Here is a 17,200-nt window from a genome sequence, read left to right as displayed (position 1 = left end):
ATGATTGTCGGACAGAACGAAACAAGCAGGCTCGGAACGGTTTTCCGGTCATGCCGTCAGGACAACCGCGCGGCATTGATCGGCTACCTGCCCACCGGGTTTCCAGATGTGCCGACGTCGCTGGATGCGATGACTGCCCTTGTCGAATCTGGTTGTGACATAGTCGAAGTCGGAGTTCCGTATTCGGACCCCGGCATGGACGGGCCCACCATCCAGCGAGCCACCGAGGCCGCGCTGCGTGGCGGGGTCCGGGTTCGGGACACGCTGGCTGCGGTCGAGGCGATAAGCAATGCCGGTGGACGAGCGGTCGTGATGACCTACTGGAATCCGGTGCTGCGTTACGGCGTTGACGCGTTCGCCCGCGATCTCGCAGCGGCAGGCGGGCACGGAATCATCACTCCCGATCTCATTCCCGACGAGGCGGAACAGTGGCTGGCGGCATCCGACGAACATCGCCTGGATCGGATCTTCCTGGTGGCGCCGTCGTCAACATCACAGCGTCTGGCCAGCACCGTCGAGGCGTCGCGCGGATTCGTCTATGCCGCATCGACAATGGGGGTAACCGGGGCGCGTGATGCGGTGTCGGACGCCGCACCCGAGCTGGTGGGGAGGGTAAAAGCAGTGTCTGACATACCTGTTGGCGTCGGCTTGGGGGTGCGCTCGGGACGGCAAGCCGCGCAGATCGGCGGCTACGCCGACGGCGTCATCGTCGGTTCCGCGTTGGTGTCGGCGCTGACCGATGGTTTGCCGAGGTTGCGTGCACTGACCGGTGAACTCGCTGCCGGTGTGCGACAAAGGTTGTCCGCATGACGATGATCTGGCTTGCGTCCTTCCCCAGCCCCTCGCGCGGGGTCTGGCACCTCGGGCCGATACCCATTCGCGCGTATGCGCTGTGCATCATCGTCGGCATCGTGGTCGCTCTGCTGATCAGCGACCGGCGCTGGGAAGCCCGTGGCGGGCGACGCGGGGTGGTCTACGACATCGCGCTGTGGGCGGTGCCTTTCGGCCTGATCGGCGGCCGCCTGTACCACCTGGCCACAGATTGGAAAACATATTTCGGGCCGGACGGTGCCGGGTTTTGGGCGGCGCTGCGAATCTGGGACGGCGGCTTGGGCATCTGGGGCGCAGTAGCCCTCGGCGGCTTCGGTGCTTGGATCGGCTGCCGGCGTCGCGGAATTCCGTTGCCCGCGTTCGGGGACGCGATTGCCCCGGGAATTATTTTGGCGCAGGCCATCGGTCGGCTCGGGAATTACTTCAACCAAGAGCTCTATGGCCGGGAAACCACGTTGCCGTGGGGATTGAAGATCTTCTGCCGCACGGATCCATCCGGATTCGACAAGTTATGCCAAGATTCGAAGATTCCCTCAAGTGTTCATTCGCTTGACGGTGTGTCCACCGGCGTCCAGGCCGCCGTCGTACACCCGACCTTTCTCTACGAATTGATTTGGGATGTCGTTGTATTCGCCGCATTGATTTACCTGGACCGGCGCTTCAAGCTCAGCCATGGGCGACTGTTCGCACTCTATGTCGCCCTGTACTGCGTCGGCCGATTCTGGATCGAGCTGCTTCGCGACGATGCCGCCACACACATCGCCGGCATTCGGATCAATTCGTTCACATCGACATTCGTGTTCATCGGGGCTGTCGTCTACATCATTCTGGCGACGAAGGGTCGTGAAGAACCCGCGACCTTGCGTGGCACTGAGCCGGTCGCCAAGCAGGTGTCAGAACCTGAACCCGAGGCCGAGCTGGCGCCTGTTGCGGCGGACGCGCCGACGACCATCGAAGCGCCGGCGGGTCCGAGAGAAGACGACAAGCTGGTTGATTTTTCCGAAGTGGCGCAGCACGAGGAGAGTGCGACAGAGGAGGGCGCGGAGCCAGAAGTGGCAGAGGCCGAGGCTGCAGAGCCGGACGTCGTCGAGCCCGAGGCCGCAGAAGTCGTCGAAGCCGAGGAGACGGCGCCGGAAGTCGCAGCGCCAGAAGCCGCTTCGCCTGGCGTCGCCGAACCGCAGTCCGGCGGATGGCTGCGAAGGCTTCGGTCCAGGAGGCAGAAGGCAGCGAGCCTCGAAGTTGCGGCGCCTGAGGCCGCGGCGGCAGAAGCCGACGAGTCGCGGCCTGCCGAACCCGAAGTGGCAGAGCCGGAAACGGCCGAGGTTGCAGCGTCGGAGACTGAAGACGAGACCGAGCCTGCAGAGGCTGAGGTCGAGGAGCCGGAGGTCGAGGAGGCTCAGGCCGCCGAGCCGGAAGCCGCAGAGCCGGAGCTTGCCGAACCCGAAGTGGCAGAGCCGGAAACGGCCGAGGTTGCAGCGTCGGAGACTGAAGGCGAGACCGAGCCCGCAGGGGCTGAGGTCGAGGAACCTGAGGTCGGGGAGCCTCAGGCCGACGAAGTTGACGCCGCAGAGATCGTCGAGGCTGAGCAGACGGCGCCGGAAGTCGCGGCGCCGGAAGTCACTGCAGCCGAAGCCGCGGAACCGGAGGCCGAGGTCGGCGAATCGGAAACCCCGGAAGTAGAGGTTGCCGACGAGCCGAAAACCCCCGAGCCGGACGCCGTCGAGCCCGATGCCAGCGAGCCCGAACCCGTCGAATCGGAGGCAGAGGAAGAACCCACCGAGCAGTCGGCGGATGTGGTCGACGAACAGGATTCAGACGAGACGACGGACGCCGAAGTCGACGCCCAAGCCCCCGATCTCGAGCAGGCCGATGACGACAAGGCGACGCCACCCTCCACCCCGGGCGTGCCGGACACAGCTGGCTCACCCCGAGAGCGCTGGCGGCAGCGGATGAGAAGCCTGAGATCGCGGCTGGGGCGGTAGCACCCTGGGGACAGTTACCGTCGTCCAAGGCCGTAGCTAATCTGGCATCCTGAAGCGGTGACCAATCCGTCGCAGCGCGGTCCCGCAGAGTTCGGCCCACCCCAGCCGTCGACTCCCGTGTGCTCAGGGCATCGGCGTCGCGGTCTTCACTACACCGCGATTGCTTCGGGGGCGCTGCTGACCGGCGCGCTGGGGTACATCGGGCTGGTCGACCCGCACAATCCGCATTCGGTCTATCCGCTGTGCCCGTTCAAGTTGCTCACCGGCTGGAATTGTCCATTCTGCGGCGGCCTTCGGATGGTGCATGACCTGCTGCACGGCGATTTTGTCGCCGCCATCAACGACAACATCTTCGCGCTGGTCGGCATCCCGCTGCTGGCCGGATGGCTCGTCCTGCGGTATCGCCAAGGCCGGTCGCTGATGCCGGCACCGGTATCGGTGACGATCATGGTGTTGGCGATCGCCTGGACGGTGCTCCGTAACCTGCCCGGTTTCCCGTTGGTCCCGACAATTCTCGCCGGGTGAGGCTCGTGGCGATGGTCGAGATGTCCGAGATCCGGTTCCTTCCGCTCGACGGTCGCCGCGTGGCGTACGAGATCCGTGGCGACGGTCCGCCACTTGTGGCTCCGGCGTGGTGGGTGAGCCACCTCGAACTTGACTGGCAGAGCACGGGATTTCGGCGGTTCTGGGAAGGCGTCGCCGACAAATACACACTGATCCGCTATGACCGGCCGGGTGTGGGCATGTCCGACCGCACCCTGCGAGAGTCGGATCTGACCATCGACGGGGAAGTAGCGATGCTGCGTGCGCTCGTCGACGAACTTGAGCTGGATCGCGTGTCGCTCTTCGGCGGCTCATGCGGAAGCTGTACCGCAATCGCTTTTGCCGCAATGTATCCCGAGCGCGTCGAACATCTCGTGCTTTACGGGTCATACGCGGATGGCGCGGCGATTACTGCTCCCGGCGTGGCGACCGCGATCCTGGCGGCGGTGCGCGCGCATTGGGGACTCGGCTCGCGCCTGCTCAGCAACATCTTCCTCGGTGGCGCGGACTCTGCCGAGCACGAGCGCTTCGCGCGGTTCCAGCGGGAGGCCGCGACCGCCGAGACCGCCGCGGCGTTGCTGGGTCTGGTCTATCGCCTCGACGTTCGCGCGCATCTTCCGCTTATCCGCCGGCCGGCGTGGGTCGTGCATCGCCGCGACGACCGCGCCGTGCCGTACCGGCTGGGCCGCGAGGTCGCGGCCGCGATTCCGGGCGCGACGTTCGTCCCACTGCAGGGGAGCGCGCACTTCCCCTGGCACGGCGACGTCGATTCCGTCGTCCGCGCGTGCCGCGAGTCGCTGACGCCTGCCCCGCCACAACATGCGAGCGAGCCCGAGGCCGATCTGCTCTCCACTCGCGAGCGCGAGATCCTTGCCTGCGTCGCGCGGGGTCTGAGCGATCGCGAGATCGCGGTGCAGCTGGTGCTGAGCCCGCATACCGTTCACCGTCACGTCGCGAACATCCGCAGCAAGCTGGGTCGCACCTCACGAACCGCCGCAGTCGCCGAGGCCGCGCGTCTCGGATTGCTTTGAGATAGCCGGAACGGGCCAGCCGCGAAAGATGGCCCCGCTGAGCGATGCCCGCGGGATGCGGCCAACGATACGTTCGCGCCGTGACCGATATTGCAACCACCGACGTTCGGACGACCCCTCCTTCTGCGGCATGGCTGCGGATTCTCGCGATTCTGTATGACCCGTTTTGCTGGCTGGGCGAGATCGCGGGCATGCGGAGCCGGCGACGCGCGCTCCTCGGCAGCGCCCGCGGGCGTGTTGTCGAGATCGGCGCCGGCACGGGGCTGAACGTGGCGCATTATCCCGCCGGGACCGCCGAACTCGTGGTTGCCGAGCCCGTTGCCGCGATGCGCCGAAGACTCACTCGTCGCCTGCAACGGCATGGCCGCGTCGCACGGATCATCGACGCGCCGGCTGAGCGCTTACCGCTGCCCGATGCGTCAGTGGACACCGTCGTCTCCACGCTCGTCCTGTGCACCGTCGATGACCCGGAAGGCGCGCTGCGCGAGATCGCGCGCGTGCTTCGGCCGGACGGGCAGTTGCTGTTCATCGAACACGTGCGCGCGAACTCGCGGTCCCTTGCCTCCTGGCAGGACAAACTGGAACAGCCGTGGCGCCACTTCGCGGGCGGCTGTCGCTGCAACCGCGCAACCATCGAGCTGATACGCGCCTGCGGCCTAGATGTCGTGGCCGACGACGCCGTGTGGCGCGGCATGCCGCGGATCGTGCACCCGCTCGTGGTTGGGCGGGCGACTTGTCGTCGCCCTCGGGTATAGTCGAACACATGTGCGATTCCTTGGCGGTGGTGGATCCGGCGTCTGATGAAGCGGCGTTGATCGCGCGCATCGGTGAACTCGAGCGGATCAAGGCCGCCGCCGCCGCCGGACAGGCGCGTGCGGCCGCGGCGCTGGACGCATCGCGCCGGTCCGCCGAGGCCGGCGCCGGGGTGCCGGCCGCGCGGCGCGGGCGGGGGGTGGCCAGTGAGATCGCCTTGGCCCGCCGCGACTCTCCGGCGCGGGGCAATCGGCATCTGGGTTTTGCCAAGGCGTTGGTGCACGAGATGCCGCACACCTTGGCCGCGCTGGAATCCGGGGCGCTCTCGGAATGGCGGGCCACCTTGATCGTGCGCGAATCAGCCTGCCTGGACGTCGATGACCGCCGGGCGCTGGATGCCGAGTTGTGCGCCGATGTGGCCAATCTGGACGGGATGGGCGATGCCCGCATCGCCGCGGCGGCCCAGGCGATTGCCTACCGGCTGGACCCGCACGCCGTGGTGGAACGGGCCGCCAAGGCCGACGCCGAGCGCACGGTCAGCATCCGGCCCGCCCCCGACACCATGACCTATTTGACCGCCCTGCTACCGGTCGCCCAGGGGGTGGCCGCCTACGCCGCGTTGCGCCGCGCCGCCGACACCACCTTCGACGGGCGCACCCGCGGGCAGGTGATGGCTGACACCCTGATCGAACGCCTCACCGGGCGCGCCGCAGCGGTACCTACCCCGATCGCGGTGAACCTGGTGCTCTCCGATGCCACCTTGCTCGCCGGCGACACCACGCCGGCCCAGCTCAGTGGCTATGGGCCCATCCCCGCCGCGGTGGCACGGGCCATGGTGGCCGGCGCGGCCACCGACCGGCGCACCCGCGCCACCCTGCGCCGGCTCTATGTCCACCCGCGCAGCGGAGCACTGGTGGCCATGGAAAGCCGGGCCCGGCGCTTCCCGCGCGGCCTGGCCCGCTTCATCGCCCTACGCGATCAACGCTGCCGCACCCCCCACTGCGATGCGCCCATCCGCCACACCGACCACGCCGACCCCTGGGCCCAAGGTGGACCCACCAGCGCCGGCAACGGGCTCGGGTTGTGCGAACGTTGCAACTACGCCAAAGAAGCCCCCGGCTGGCAGGTCAACACGAGCATCGACGAAAACCATACGCACACCGCCGAATTCATCACCCCCACCGGCGCACACTACCGGTCCACCGCCCCACCACTACCCAGCCCACGAATCGACCTCAGCGAAGTCGAAACCGCCATCACCATCACCCTCATCGACCTACACGCCGCCTAGCCGCCACGTGCGCCGTGCTTGAGTCCATCGATCGGTCGCCCCGGCGCGCTTTTCGAGTGACCCCAATGGCCGAAGAGCGCGACTATGCTGATTCGGCGTGACGCGACGCGGGAAAATCGTCTGCACCCTCGGCCCTGCCTCCCAATCGGAGGAGGCAATCCAGGCGCTGGTCGAGGCCGGAATGGACGTCGCCCGAATGAACTTCAGCCACGGCGACTACGCCGACCACAAGGTCGTCTACGAGCGGGTGCGGGCCGCCTCGGATGCCACCGGCCGCGCGGTCGGCGTCCTCGCCGATTTGCAGGGTCCCAAGATCAGGCTGGGACGCTTCGCCACCGGGCCCACCTACTGGGCGGACGGTGAATCGGTTCGGATTACCGTCGCGGACTGCGAAGGCAGCCACGACCGGGTGTCGACCACCTACAAGAAGCTCGCCCAGGACGCGGTGGTCGGCGACCGGGTTCTCGTCGACGACGGCAAGGTCGGCCTGGTGGTATCCGGCATCGACGGCGACGACGTCATCTGCACCGTCACCGAAGGTGGTCCGGTCAGCAACAACAAGGGGTTGTCACTACCAGGGATGAACGTGACCGCTCCAGCGCTGTCCGACAAGGACATCGAGGATCTCACCTTCGCGCTGGAACTCGGCGTCGACCTGGTCGCATTGTCCTTCGTGCGCTCACCGTCCGATGTCGAGCTGGTCCATGAGGTGATGGATCGCGTAGGGCGCCGGGTACCGGTGATCGCCAAGCTGGAAAAGCCGGAAGCCATCGACAATCTGGAAGCCATCGTGCTGGCTTTCGACGCCATCATGGTGGCCCGCGGCGACCTGGGCGTCGAGTTGCCGCTCGAAGAGGTGCCGTTGGTGCAGAAGCGGGCCATCCAGATGGCCAGGGAGAACGCGAAACCTGTGATCGTCGCGACGCAGATGCTCGACTCGATGATCGAGAATTCGCGGCCCACCCGAGCCGAGGCCTCCGACGTTGCCAACGCGGTGCTCGACGGCGCCGACGCGCTGATGCTGTCCGGGGAGACCTCGGTGGGCAAGTACCCGCTGGCCGCTGTCCGGACTATGTCGCGGATCGTCTGCGCGGTCGAGGAAAACTCAACGGCCGCACCACCTTTGACGCATGTGCCGCGCACCAAGCGGGGAGTGATTTCGTATGCCGCCCGCGACATCGGAGAGCGGCTCGACGCCAAGGCGCTGGTTGCGTTCACCCAGTCCGGCGACACCGTGCGCCGGCTCGCCCGCCTGCACACGCCGTTGCCGCTGCTGGCGTTCACCGCATGGCCGGAGGTGCGCAGCCAGCTCGCCATGACCTGGGGTACCGAGACATTCATCGTGCCGAAGATGAGCTCCACCGACGGCATGATCCGCCAGGTCGACAAATCGTTGCTGGAACTGGGCCGCTACAAGAAAGGCGATCTGGTGGTCATCGTCGCCGGCGCCCCACCGGGAACGGTTGGTTCGACCAACCTGATCCATGTGCACCGGATCGGCGAGGATGACGTCTAGGGAGCTCGTCTCAGATCGGCGAGTGAGTGTCTAACGCCGCCGTCGATGCGGATTTGGACAACGGCCACGGTCAGCATTACTGCTGCGGTCACGACGTGCACCACAGCGTCAGTCAGGTTGTGGGGAAACGTGAAAACGTACGCGACCTGGTGGGAGAACAGGGCCCAAATGCCCGGCAGGACTCCTGCTGCGGCGGCGGCCACCAAATAGAGCACTGACCACGATTTGCGCAGTGCGAATACTAGTCCGGGCGCGAATAGGGCCAAGCCGGCGACGGCATGCCAGCCGTTGTAATCCATCCCAAGTACCTGCACCGTCGGCGCCCCAGGACCCGTGGCGAAGCTTGGTTCGGCAATGAACCCGACCACTGCCTGGATCACGTGCAGCGCTGAGATGATCAACAGCCCCCATTGCGCGATGCTCCATCTCACCAGACACACCTCGGCACCTCGATCCAATACCGAGACTAAATACTACATGGCGTAGTAGATCAGTACCAGCCATCAGCCGCATGACTTCGGGCGCCTACGGCGTGACGCACAGCCGAGCGCACAGGATCGATGGGCTGCCGCGTCTCACCGTCGATGCGCCGTGCCCGGTAATTTTGTCGCATGGCCGCCGAACGTGGTACCGAGGCACGGTGATGACCGGGTTGTTCTCCGTCCCCCGAGTCGCTTTCTCGGCAAGGGTGAAGACAGCGGTACGGGCTGACCGGATCACTGCGCGCAACCCGTCCGGCCCGGCGATCCGGTGCATATGCTGAGCGTCGGCTCGGTGGTGGCCGGCTACCGGGTTGAGCGCGTGTTGGGTGCCGGCGGCATGGGCGCGGTGTATCTGGTCGCCAACCCGGAGTTGCCACGCCGCGACGCACTGAAGGTGCTCAGCGCCGAGTTATCCCACAACGACGAGTTTCGGACTCGGTTTATTCGCGAAGCCGACGTGGCGTCAAGGCTGGATCATCCCAACATCGTCTCCATCTATCGGCGCGGCCAGACCGACGACGGGCTGCTGTGGATCGCAATGCAATTCGTCGACGGCACCGACGCCGAGGCGGCGCTGCGGGCCGGAGCCATGACCCCGGCGCGGGCGGTTCACATCGTCGGCGAGGTCGCCAAGGCGCTGGATTACGCGCACGCCCACCACGTAGTGCACCGGGACGTCAAACCCGCCAACTTCTTGCTCTCGGGGCCGATCGGTGCCGATGAACGCGTCTTATTAGGTGACTTCGGGATCGCCCGCGCCTATGACGATGCCGGTTTGACCGCGACCGGGTCGTTGGTGGCCACCATCGCCTATGCGGCCCCCGAGGTGCTGGCCGGGGGCGTGATCGACGGGCGCGCCGACCTGTACTCGTTGGGCTGCACGCTGTTTCGAATGCTGACCGGCAAGACTCCCTACTCGACCGCGTCCGGGATGCCGGCGGTGATAGCGGCCCACCTGCAGGCACCGCCACCGCGGGTCAGCGATCACGTGGCGGGCCTACCGCCCGGGATGGATGCGGTGATCGCCAAGGCGATGGCCAAAGATCCCGCACAGCGGTTCGCCTCCGCGCGCGAGCTCGCCGACGCCGCCCGCGGCTTGCTGCGCGAGCGCAACATCGCGGTCACTGCGCCCTGGCAACCGATCCCGGCTGCCCAGGTCACGTCCTATCCCACCGCCGCGGGAAGCAACCCGCCTTGGTGGCAGGGCGGTGGTCCCCATACCAAGCCGGGTTTCGGCGCGGCACCCACGCACTGGGGCGCGCCGGGTTTTGGTCCCATCCCCGCTCCCGTCCCGCCACGCCGGCGGCGGGGCAAGCTGATGCTGGCAGCGCTGGCCGTCGTGGTGCTGGCCGCTGCCGCGGTCGGCGCCATCGCCCTCAGCCACCGCTCGGATGGGGGTCGCAAATCTGCCGGGCCGACGTCTGCGCCCGTCACGTCGAGTCCCCCGTCAACGCCCATCGCACCGCTGCCGCCCAAGGTGCTCGACGGGTTGCTGCTCACACCGGAAGAAGTCGCCCAGATCATGGGCGCCTCCCAGCTCGCGGTGTTCAAGTCGGCCGACACCTTAATCGACGAAAGCAGGGTCATCGCGCAGAAAGACTGCGTCGGCGCCTATGCCCCGGCGCAGGTTTCGGTGTATGCCGATGCCGGATGGAGTGCCGCACGCGTGCAAGCTGTCCACGAACCCGGCCCAGTTCCCATCGCGTTCGAGATCTTGCAGGCCGTGATCGAGTTTCCCACCGCTGCGGCCGCGCAAAAATCGCTCGCCGACCAGACGACCCGGTGGTCGGGATGCGCCGGCAGTGATTTCACGATCACCTACCCAAACAGCGCCCCGACGCAGTGGAAGTTCGGGACGGTCAGCAAAACCGAGTCCGGCATATCTTTGCCGCAACGCTGGAACGGTCCCTCCGAGCAGCCGCAGACCGGCGGATGTCAGCGCGCGCTAGAGGTCCGCAACAACGTGGTCGCCGACATATGGGCGTGTCGGGTGGGCATCAACAACCAAGCCGTCGACCTCGCCCACGCCATCCTCGACAAAATCCCGCACTAGGCGAAGTGGCCGCTTGAGACCGGGCAATTAGGCTGCATCAGTGTCGGACTTCGAGGAACTGCTGACGGTACTGGACCTCAAGCGCGTCGCCGACGACCGGTTCATCGGATCTCACCCGAGCAAGAACCCGATGCGCACATTCGGCGGGTTGCTGGTGGCGCAGTCGTTCGTCGCCAGTACTCGTAGCCTCACCCGCGACGACTTGCCGCCGAGTGCCGTGTCGGTGCATTTCATCAACGGCGGTGACACGTCAAAGGACATCGAATTCCAGGTGGTCCGGCTACGTGACGAGCGGCGCTTCGCCAACCGCCGGGTCGACGCGGTGCAGGACGGCACATTGCTCTCGTCGGCGATGATCTCCTACATGTCCGGCGGCCGCGGGCTCGAGCACGCTGTCAGTCCGCCGGACGTGCCCGAGCCGCACACCCTGCCGCCGATCGGCGAGCTGCTGCGCGGCTACGAGCAAACCGTTCCGCATTTCGTCAACGCCCTGCAGCCGATCGAATGGCGCTACACGAATGACCCGGCCTGGGTGATGCGGGAGAAGGGCGAGCGGCTCGCGCACAACCGGGTTTGGCTCAAAGCCTTGGGCGCGCTGCCCGACGACCCCGTGCTGCACACCGCGACCATGCTGTATTCGTCGGACACCACAGTGCTGGATTCGGTCATCACCAGGCACGGGCTGTCGTGGGGATTCGATCGCATCTTCGCGGCGTCGGCCAATCACTCGGTGTGGTTTCACCGACCCGTCAATTTCGGCGACTGGGTGCTGTATTCGACGTCGTCGCCGGTGGCCGCAGATTCACGCGGCCTGGGCACCGGCCATTTCTTCGATCGCTCCGGCCAGCTCCTCGCCACCGTGGTGCAGGAAGGCGTCCTGAAATATTTTCCGGCCGCGCGCCGATAAGCAGAACGAACCATGCCGGGCAACCGTTCGGAATGGGCTCAGTGACGCCGGCGATCAGCGTAATTTATTGGTAGCCGGGTAGTCGATGGCACAGGCGGCGGGATGCCGCTCAGCTGACCGACAGCGCATCGGGAGGTAAGGGTGAACGGGCCGGCGGCAGATGTGGTGCCGAGGGTTCGCGCGGGCGAACGGATCGTCGTTCACGTCGACTCCCGAATCGCCCGCTGGACCGGTGCATTGGCGCTGCTGTGCGCAACCTGTTGGCTGGTGGTGATTCTTGCCCACCATTACGACCACCCGGAATGGCACTATGCGGGACGGCTGGGCTGGTCACTGACGGTGCTGGCCGCGGTGGCCTTCATCGCGCGTGGCATCTTCCTGGGGCGTCCGGTGACCGCGCTGCACGCCACGGCGGCCGGGCTGGTTCTGCTGGCAGGCCTGGGTGCGCACGTGCTGGCGTTCGATCTGCTCGGCGACGTGCTGATCGCCGGATCCGGCGTGGTGCTCATGTGGGCGACGTCCTCGCGTCCCCAGCCCGCGGACTTACCGCGAGTGTGGAGATTGATCGACGCCACCACCGCCGATCCGTTGGCGCCGTTCGCGATGCAAACCGGCAAGAGCTATCACTTCAACGCAACCGGGACCGCCGCGCTGGCGTACCGGACGCGGATGGGGTTTGCGGTGGTCGGTGGTGACCCGGTCGGCGACGAAGCCCAATTCCCCGAGCTGGTCGCGGACTTCGCCGCAATGTGCCATACCCGCGGTTGGCGGATCGCCGTAGTGGGATGCAGTGAGCGACGGCTCCAGCTGTGGACCGACCCCGCCGTGATCGGACAGTCGTTGCGGCCCATACCGATTGGCTGCGACGTCGTGGTCGACGTCGCCAATTTCGAGATGGTCGGCCGCAAGTTCCGCAATCTGCGTCAGGCGGTGAAGCGCACCCACAACGCCGGCATCACGACCGAGATCGTGTCAGAGCAGGAGCTCGACGATGCGCAACTCGCCGAGTTGATCGACGTGGTGCGAGCCTCACCCAGCGGCGCCCACACCGACCGCGGGTTCTATATGAACCTCGATGGCGTACTGGAGGGCCGCTTTCCTGGAATACGGCTGATCATTGCCAGGGACGCCTCCGGTCGGGTGCAGGGATTCCACCGATACGCGACCGCGGGCGGTGGCAGCGAAATCAGCCTCGACGTACCGTGGCGTCGTCGTGGGGCTCCCAACGGAATCGACGAGCGGCTCAGCGTCGACATGATCAATGCCGCCAAAGACGAAGGGGCGCAACGGGTATCGCTTGCCTTCGCGGCGTTCCCGGAAATCTTCGAGGACAAGAACCGCGGCAGGCCGCAACGCATCTTTTACCGATTGATCCACTTTCTGGACCCGCTGATCGCACTCGAGTCGCTGTACCGCTATGTGCGCAAATTCCACGCGCTGGATGCCCGACGGTACGCGCTGGTGACGCTGACTCAGCTGGTTCCCTTGTTGCTGGTTCTGTTGTCGCTCGAGTTCATGCCGCGTCGGCGACACCTCTGACGGGCTGCCGTTCGGATCGTCGAGATTCGAGAGGAATGCCCACGGCCCCAAGTGTGTTGGTCGCGTCATGACTACTGGAATCATCATCACGGCGCGTCCAGACGTCCCCAACCTCGTCGATGACGTGATCGGGCAGGCCAGGCGCGCATACGAACTCGGCGTCGGCCAGATATGGCTGGCGCAGCGGTCGGACTACGACGCGATCACATTGGCGGGATTGATCGGAGCCGCCGTGCCGGGGCTCGGCGTCGGCACCTCGGTGGTGCCGATCAACCCGCGCCACCCGCTGATCGTCGCCTCGCTGGCGCAGACGGCGCAGGCCGCCGCACACGGCCACTTCAGCCTCGGACTCGGGTTGGGCAGCCACATCATCGAGCGCCAGACTTTCGGTGTCGACTGGTCCAAGCCGATCGAGCGCCTGCGCGAGCACCTGACCATCCTGCGCTCCGTTTTCGACACCGCCGGCGTCGACTTTCACGGTGCCCAGCTGAGCGCGAGCTCCGCATGGCCGGTGCACGTCCCAGGCGGTACACCTGTGCCCGTGTACGTCGCTGCGATGGGGCCCAAGGCGTTACGTGTCACCGGCGAGCTCGCCGACGGCACACTGCCCTATTTGGCCGGCCCCCGCACCATCGGCGAGTTCATCGCGCCGGCGATCACGAAAGCGGCCGCCGACGCCGGGCGCCCCGCGCCGCGGATCATCGCCGCGGTGCCGGTGGTGTTGTCGGAAGACGCGGACACCGCGCGCTCCGTTGCCGCCGAACAGCTGAGCTTCTACCAGACCATTCCGTCGTATCAGAAGGTCATCGCTCGCGAGGACGTCGATAACGTGACCGAGCTTGCCGCGGTCGGGCCCGAGAAGGACGTCGTCAAGCAGTTGCGCCGTTACCTGGATGCGGGAGCGACGGACCTGGTGATCAGCTCGTTGGAGGAATCGGTTGACCGGGAGGCGCTATGGCGGCTTACCGCGTCGTTGTGAGGTCCAGGTGATCGAGGCGTAGTTCGCGACAGCCAATCCCATTGGGCAAGTGGTGGGTCGCCACCACCACGGTTCGCTCCGCGGACATCAGCCCGGGATCGGGACTCAGCAGATCACGCAGGAGCCGTTCGGCGTCGGCCGGGTCGAGGTGCTCGGTCGGCTCGTCGAGCAGGACGATATGGGCGGGTGAGATCACCGCTCGGGCCAGCAGCAATCGTCTGCGCTGACCGGCCGAGACCGCTTGTGCACCACCGATCAACACCGTCGACAGGCCCTCAGGCAGGCCGGCGAGCCATTCTCCGAGGCCGACCGCTGCCAATGCAGTCACAAGTTCGTCGTCTCGACAATCCCCGCGGACGACCAAGAGATTGTCTCGGACTGTGGTGGCGAAGATGTGCGCATCTTCCGCGAAAAACCCTACTGCCCTGGGTAATTCAGCATCGTCGTAGTCGCTCAACGCGCTTCCGTCCAGAGTCACCTGCCCGGCCAGGGGCGGCAGCAGGCCGGCGAGTGTCATCAGCAGCGTGGTCTTGCCGACGCCACTGGGGCCGGTGACGGCCATCCGCGTCCCCGGCGGCAGATCGAGCGTCACCCGTGCAGATCCTTCGGCGGCTGGGTGTCCGGACGTTACGTCGGCGGTCAGCTGACCGGTGCCGATCGGCAAAGGAGCAGCCGGCTTCGTGGCTGCCACATCGGACGACGGCGCTAGATCAAGCAGGCGAGCGGCCGCGATTCGCGACCTCGTCAGCTGGACCGCGGCCCCGGGCAGGGCAGCCGTCGCCTCGAATGCCGACAGCGGCAACAACATCAACACCGCAAGGGTGGTCGGGGCGACTGCGGTCGCCATACCGATCGCGGCGATCACCGCCCCGAGCACGCTGGCGCCGATAGCCGCGGTCGGCATCGCCTCGGCGATCGCGGCCGGTCGGGCCGCCGCGTCGAGAGCGGCACCCCAAGCCCGTTGGCGCCGTTGCGATTCCGCGATGACCTCCGGCAGCACACCGGCGACTCGCAGTTCGGGCGCATGCTCGAGTGCGATCATCGCCGACGTGTCGCGATCTGAATGCCGTTGCCGGGCAACGGCCTCCTGAGACACCGCGGCCCGGCCGGCAAGCCAGGGGGCAACACCGCCGGCGATCAGGAGGCAGATCGCCAGCACCGCCGCGGCCGGCAGCGAAATGGCCGCGACCACCGCCGTCGCCGCCGCCGCCAGAACGACGGCGACGCCGATGGGCACCAAGGCACGCACCAGCACGTCGGAAAGTTCGTCGACGTCAGCACCGACCCGGGCCACCAGCTCACCGCTGTGTAGACGGACCGCGGCCGCGGCGGGACCGTGCGCCAACCGGCGATAGACCTGTGCACGCGCGGCCCCGGCGGCGCGCAGGGCGGTGTCATGAGTGGCCAACCGCTCGCAATAGTGCAGCACGCCACGCGAAATCGCGAATGCTCGCACTGCCACGACTGCGACGGACAGATCCAGCACGGGCGGCATCTGCCAGGCCCGGGTGATCAGCCACGCCGATACCCCCGCCAGCGCCAGTGCACTGCCCAGCGACGCCACGCCCAGGACGACGGCTGCCAGCACCCGCGGGACGCGCGGCCGCAACAGGCCCGCTGCCGCGCGGAGCGGGTCAGACCGAAGCATGGCGCACCCCGACGGCTATGACCTGATCGCCGATCGCTACGACTCGCTCCCGATGGCCGACCACCACCACGGTGGCACCGGCGCGGGCACGCTCAGCGATGGCCCGCAGCACCCGGTCCTCGGCGTCGGCATCCAGGTGCGCGGTGGGTTCGTCCAACAACAGCACCGGGGCCGGCGATCCGAGGGCCCTGGCCAGACCCAGGCGTTGGCGCTGACCCAAGGACAGGCCCACGCCGCCGCGGCCGAGCCTGGTGTCCAACCCGTCGGGCAGGTCGGCCAGTACGCTGTCGAATCCCGCTGCAGCACAGGCGATTTCCAGATCATCGAGATCCCCGAAAAGATGCAGATTCTCGCGGACGGTTCCGGGAATCAGGACGGGACGTTGGGGCAGCCAGGACAACTGTCGCCACCACACTTCGCGTGCGAGGTCGGCGACGTCGACGCCGCCGACTGTGACCCGGCCCGACGACGGCGTGACGAGTCCGGCGATCACCTGCAGCGTGGTGCTCTTCCCGGCGCCGTTGCGCCCCGTCAGCACCGTTACCCCGCCGGGTTCGATCACCGCGGTCAGGTTCGCCGGCGCGCGGCCGTCGCGGCCTGTGACGCTGAGGTTTTCGACGCGGATCACCGCTCCGCGGGCCGCGACGGCGTGCGGTGCGGGCGCCGACGCGGCCGGCTCCCCGATGAGTGCGAACGCCTTGTCGGCCGCGGTCCGACCGTCTTGGGCCGCATGAAATTCCGCGCCGATGCGCCGCAGCGGCCAGTACACGTCCGGCGCCAGTAGCAGGACGGTCAGACCGGTGGTCAAGCTCATCTCGCCGAACACCAAGCGAAGGCCGATACTCACCGCAACCAGGGCCACTCCCAGCGTGGCCAGCAATTCGAGCACCAGCGCCGAAAGGAACGCGATGCGCAGCGTCGCCATCGCCGAGCGCCGGTGCGCGGCAGCGAGTTCGGTGATCCGGTGTTCCGGCCCGGACGTGCGTCCCAGCGCCCGCAAGGTCGGGATGCCCGCGACGAGGTCGAGCAGTCGTGCCTGCAGCGTCGTCATGGCCGCCAGCGCGGCGGCCGATCGCTCGGCCGTGGCCAACCCGATCAGCACCATGAACACCGGGATCAGCGGCAGCGTGATCGCCACGATGGCCGCCGATTTCAAGTCGTAGATCGCGATCACTCCGACGGTCGCCGGGGTCAGGATCGCGGCCAGCAGCAACGTGGGCAGGTAGCCGGTGAAGTATGGACGTAAACCGTCCAGGCCGCGGGTGACCACGACCGCGGCCGCGTCACGCTCGGCTGGCAATTGTCTGGGCTCGCGGGCGGTCACCGCCGCCAGCACCTGGCCGTTGAGCTCGGCGATCACCGCGCTGGCGCCCCGCTGGCCCAGCCGGGCCTGAAGCCAGGCCGTCGTAGCGCGAAAAGCCCACAGCGCCAACAGCATGGACAGCGCCCCCAGCAGCGCGTGCACGCTGCTTCCGGCCGGATCGCTGACGACGCGCGCGACGATGCTGGCCAGCACAGCCGCCGAGCCGATCGCGCATCCGGAGATCACCACTCCGCAGGCCACCGCGGCGACGAGGTAGCGCCGCAATGCTGCCGACGCCCGCCACAGTCGCGGGTCCACCGGGCCCCGGTGGCTCGCAGTGGA

14 protein-coding genes are annotated in these 17,200 nt (G+C 67.2%); 11 read left to right on the top strand and 3 right to left on the bottom strand.

Going from position 1 to position 17,200, the window contains the following annotated elements; genetic code table 11:
- From trpA to pyk, 7 genes are all read left to right on the top strand, one after another.
- Positions 1-810, top strand: coding sequence for a tryptophan synthase subunit alpha (gene trpA, locus AC5Y2L_RS11175; RefSeq protein ID WP_499938762.1), 810 nt, complete (start codon positions 1-3; stop codon positions 808-810).
- Positions 807-2,813, top strand: coding sequence for a prolipoprotein diacylglyceryl transferase (gene lgt / locus AC5Y2L_RS11170; protein ID WP_499938763.1), 2,007 nt, complete (start codon positions 807-809; stop codon positions 2,811-2,813). The genes trpA and lgt overlap by 4 nt, the downstream gene beginning before the upstream one ends.
- A gap of 117 nt (positions 2,814-2,930) precedes the next feature.
- Complete coding sequence (locus tag AC5Y2L_RS11165; protein WP_499938778.1) at positions 2,931-3,338, top strand: DUF2752 domain-containing protein; 408 nt, start codon at positions 2,931-2,933, stop codon at positions 3,336-3,338.
- Positions 3,339-3,349: 11 nt separating this feature from the next.
- Positions 3,350-4,387 (top strand): alpha/beta fold hydrolase, encoded by a 1,038-nt coding sequence (locus AC5Y2L_RS11160; protein WP_499938779.1) that lies wholly within the window; start codon positions 3,350-3,352, stop codon positions 4,385-4,387.
- Between the two features lie 80 nt (positions 4,388-4,467).
- Positions 4,468-5,142, top strand: coding sequence for a class I SAM-dependent methyltransferase (locus tag AC5Y2L_RS11155; RefSeq protein ID WP_499943875.1), 675 nt, complete (start codon positions 4,468-4,470; stop codon positions 5,140-5,142).
- Positions 5,143-5,150: 8 nt separating this feature from the next.
- Positions 5,151-6,431 carry an HNH endonuclease gene (locus AC5Y2L_RS11150; protein WP_499943874.1) on the top strand — a complete coding sequence of 427 codons (1,281 nt, stop codon included), beginning with the start codon at positions 5,151-5,153 and terminating at the stop codon, positions 6,429-6,431.
- Between the two features lie 97 nt (positions 6,432-6,528).
- Positions 6,529-7,947, top strand: coding sequence for a pyruvate kinase (pyk, locus tag AC5Y2L_RS11145; RefSeq protein ID WP_499935766.1), 1,419 nt, complete (start codon positions 6,529-6,531; stop codon positions 7,945-7,947).
- Here pyk and AC5Y2L_RS11140 read toward each other — a convergent pair.
- Positions 7,944-8,378 (bottom strand): DUF4383 domain-containing protein, encoded by a 435-nt coding sequence (locus AC5Y2L_RS11140; RefSeq protein WP_499935764.1) that lies wholly within the window; start codon positions 8,376-8,378, stop codon positions 7,944-7,946. The genes pyk and AC5Y2L_RS11140 overlap by 4 nt on opposite strands.
- 325 nt (positions 8,379-8,703) lie before the next feature.
- Here AC5Y2L_RS11140 and AC5Y2L_RS11135 point away from each other — a divergent pair, with 325 nt between their 5' ends.
- The 4 genes from AC5Y2L_RS11135 (at position 8,704) to AC5Y2L_RS11120 (ending at position 13,907) form a co-directional block, all read left to right on the top strand.
- Positions 8,704-10,482 (top strand): serine/threonine-protein kinase PknH/PknJ, encoded by a 1,779-nt coding sequence (locus AC5Y2L_RS11135; RefSeq protein WP_499935817.1) that lies wholly within the window; start codon positions 8,704-8,706, stop codon positions 10,480-10,482.
- A gap of 40 nt (positions 10,483-10,522) precedes the next feature.
- Entirely contained in the window at positions 10,523-11,389 is an 867-nt protein-coding gene (locus AC5Y2L_RS11130) for an acyl-CoA thioesterase II (RefSeq protein ID WP_499935762.1), read from the top strand.
- A gap of 141 nt (positions 11,390-11,530) precedes the next feature.
- The gene (locus AC5Y2L_RS11125) at positions 11,531-12,928 is read left to right on the top strand and encodes a bifunctional lysylphosphatidylglycerol flippase/synthetase MprF (protein ID WP_499935760.1); all 1,398 of its coding nucleotides are present in this window, start codon (positions 11,531-11,533) and stop codon (positions 12,926-12,928) included.
- Between the two features lie 67 nt (positions 12,929-12,995).
- Positions 12,996-13,907 (top strand): LLM class F420-dependent oxidoreductase, encoded by a 912-nt coding sequence (locus AC5Y2L_RS11120; RefSeq protein ID WP_499935758.1) that lies wholly within the window; start codon positions 12,996-12,998, stop codon positions 13,905-13,907.
- Here the strand turns inward: AC5Y2L_RS11120 and cydC are convergent.
- Entirely contained in the window at positions 13,891-15,555 is a 1,665-nt protein-coding gene (gene cydC, locus AC5Y2L_RS11115; protein ID WP_499935756.1) for a thiol reductant ABC exporter subunit CydC, read from the bottom strand. The two genes, AC5Y2L_RS11120 and cydC, sit on opposite strands and share 17 nt — an antisense overlap.
- Positions 15,542-17,119 (bottom strand): thiol reductant ABC exporter subunit CydD, encoded by a 1,578-nt coding sequence (gene cydD, locus AC5Y2L_RS11110; RefSeq protein ID WP_499935815.1) that lies wholly within the window; start codon positions 17,117-17,119, stop codon positions 15,542-15,544. The genes cydC and cydD overlap by 14 nt, the downstream gene beginning before the upstream one ends.
- Between the last annotated feature and the right edge of the window lie 81 nt (positions 17,120-17,200).

The sequence above is a fragment of the Mycobacterium sp. NGS66 genome (assembly GCF_059812225.1).
This window is presented reverse-complemented; position numbering and strand designations above follow the sequence as displayed.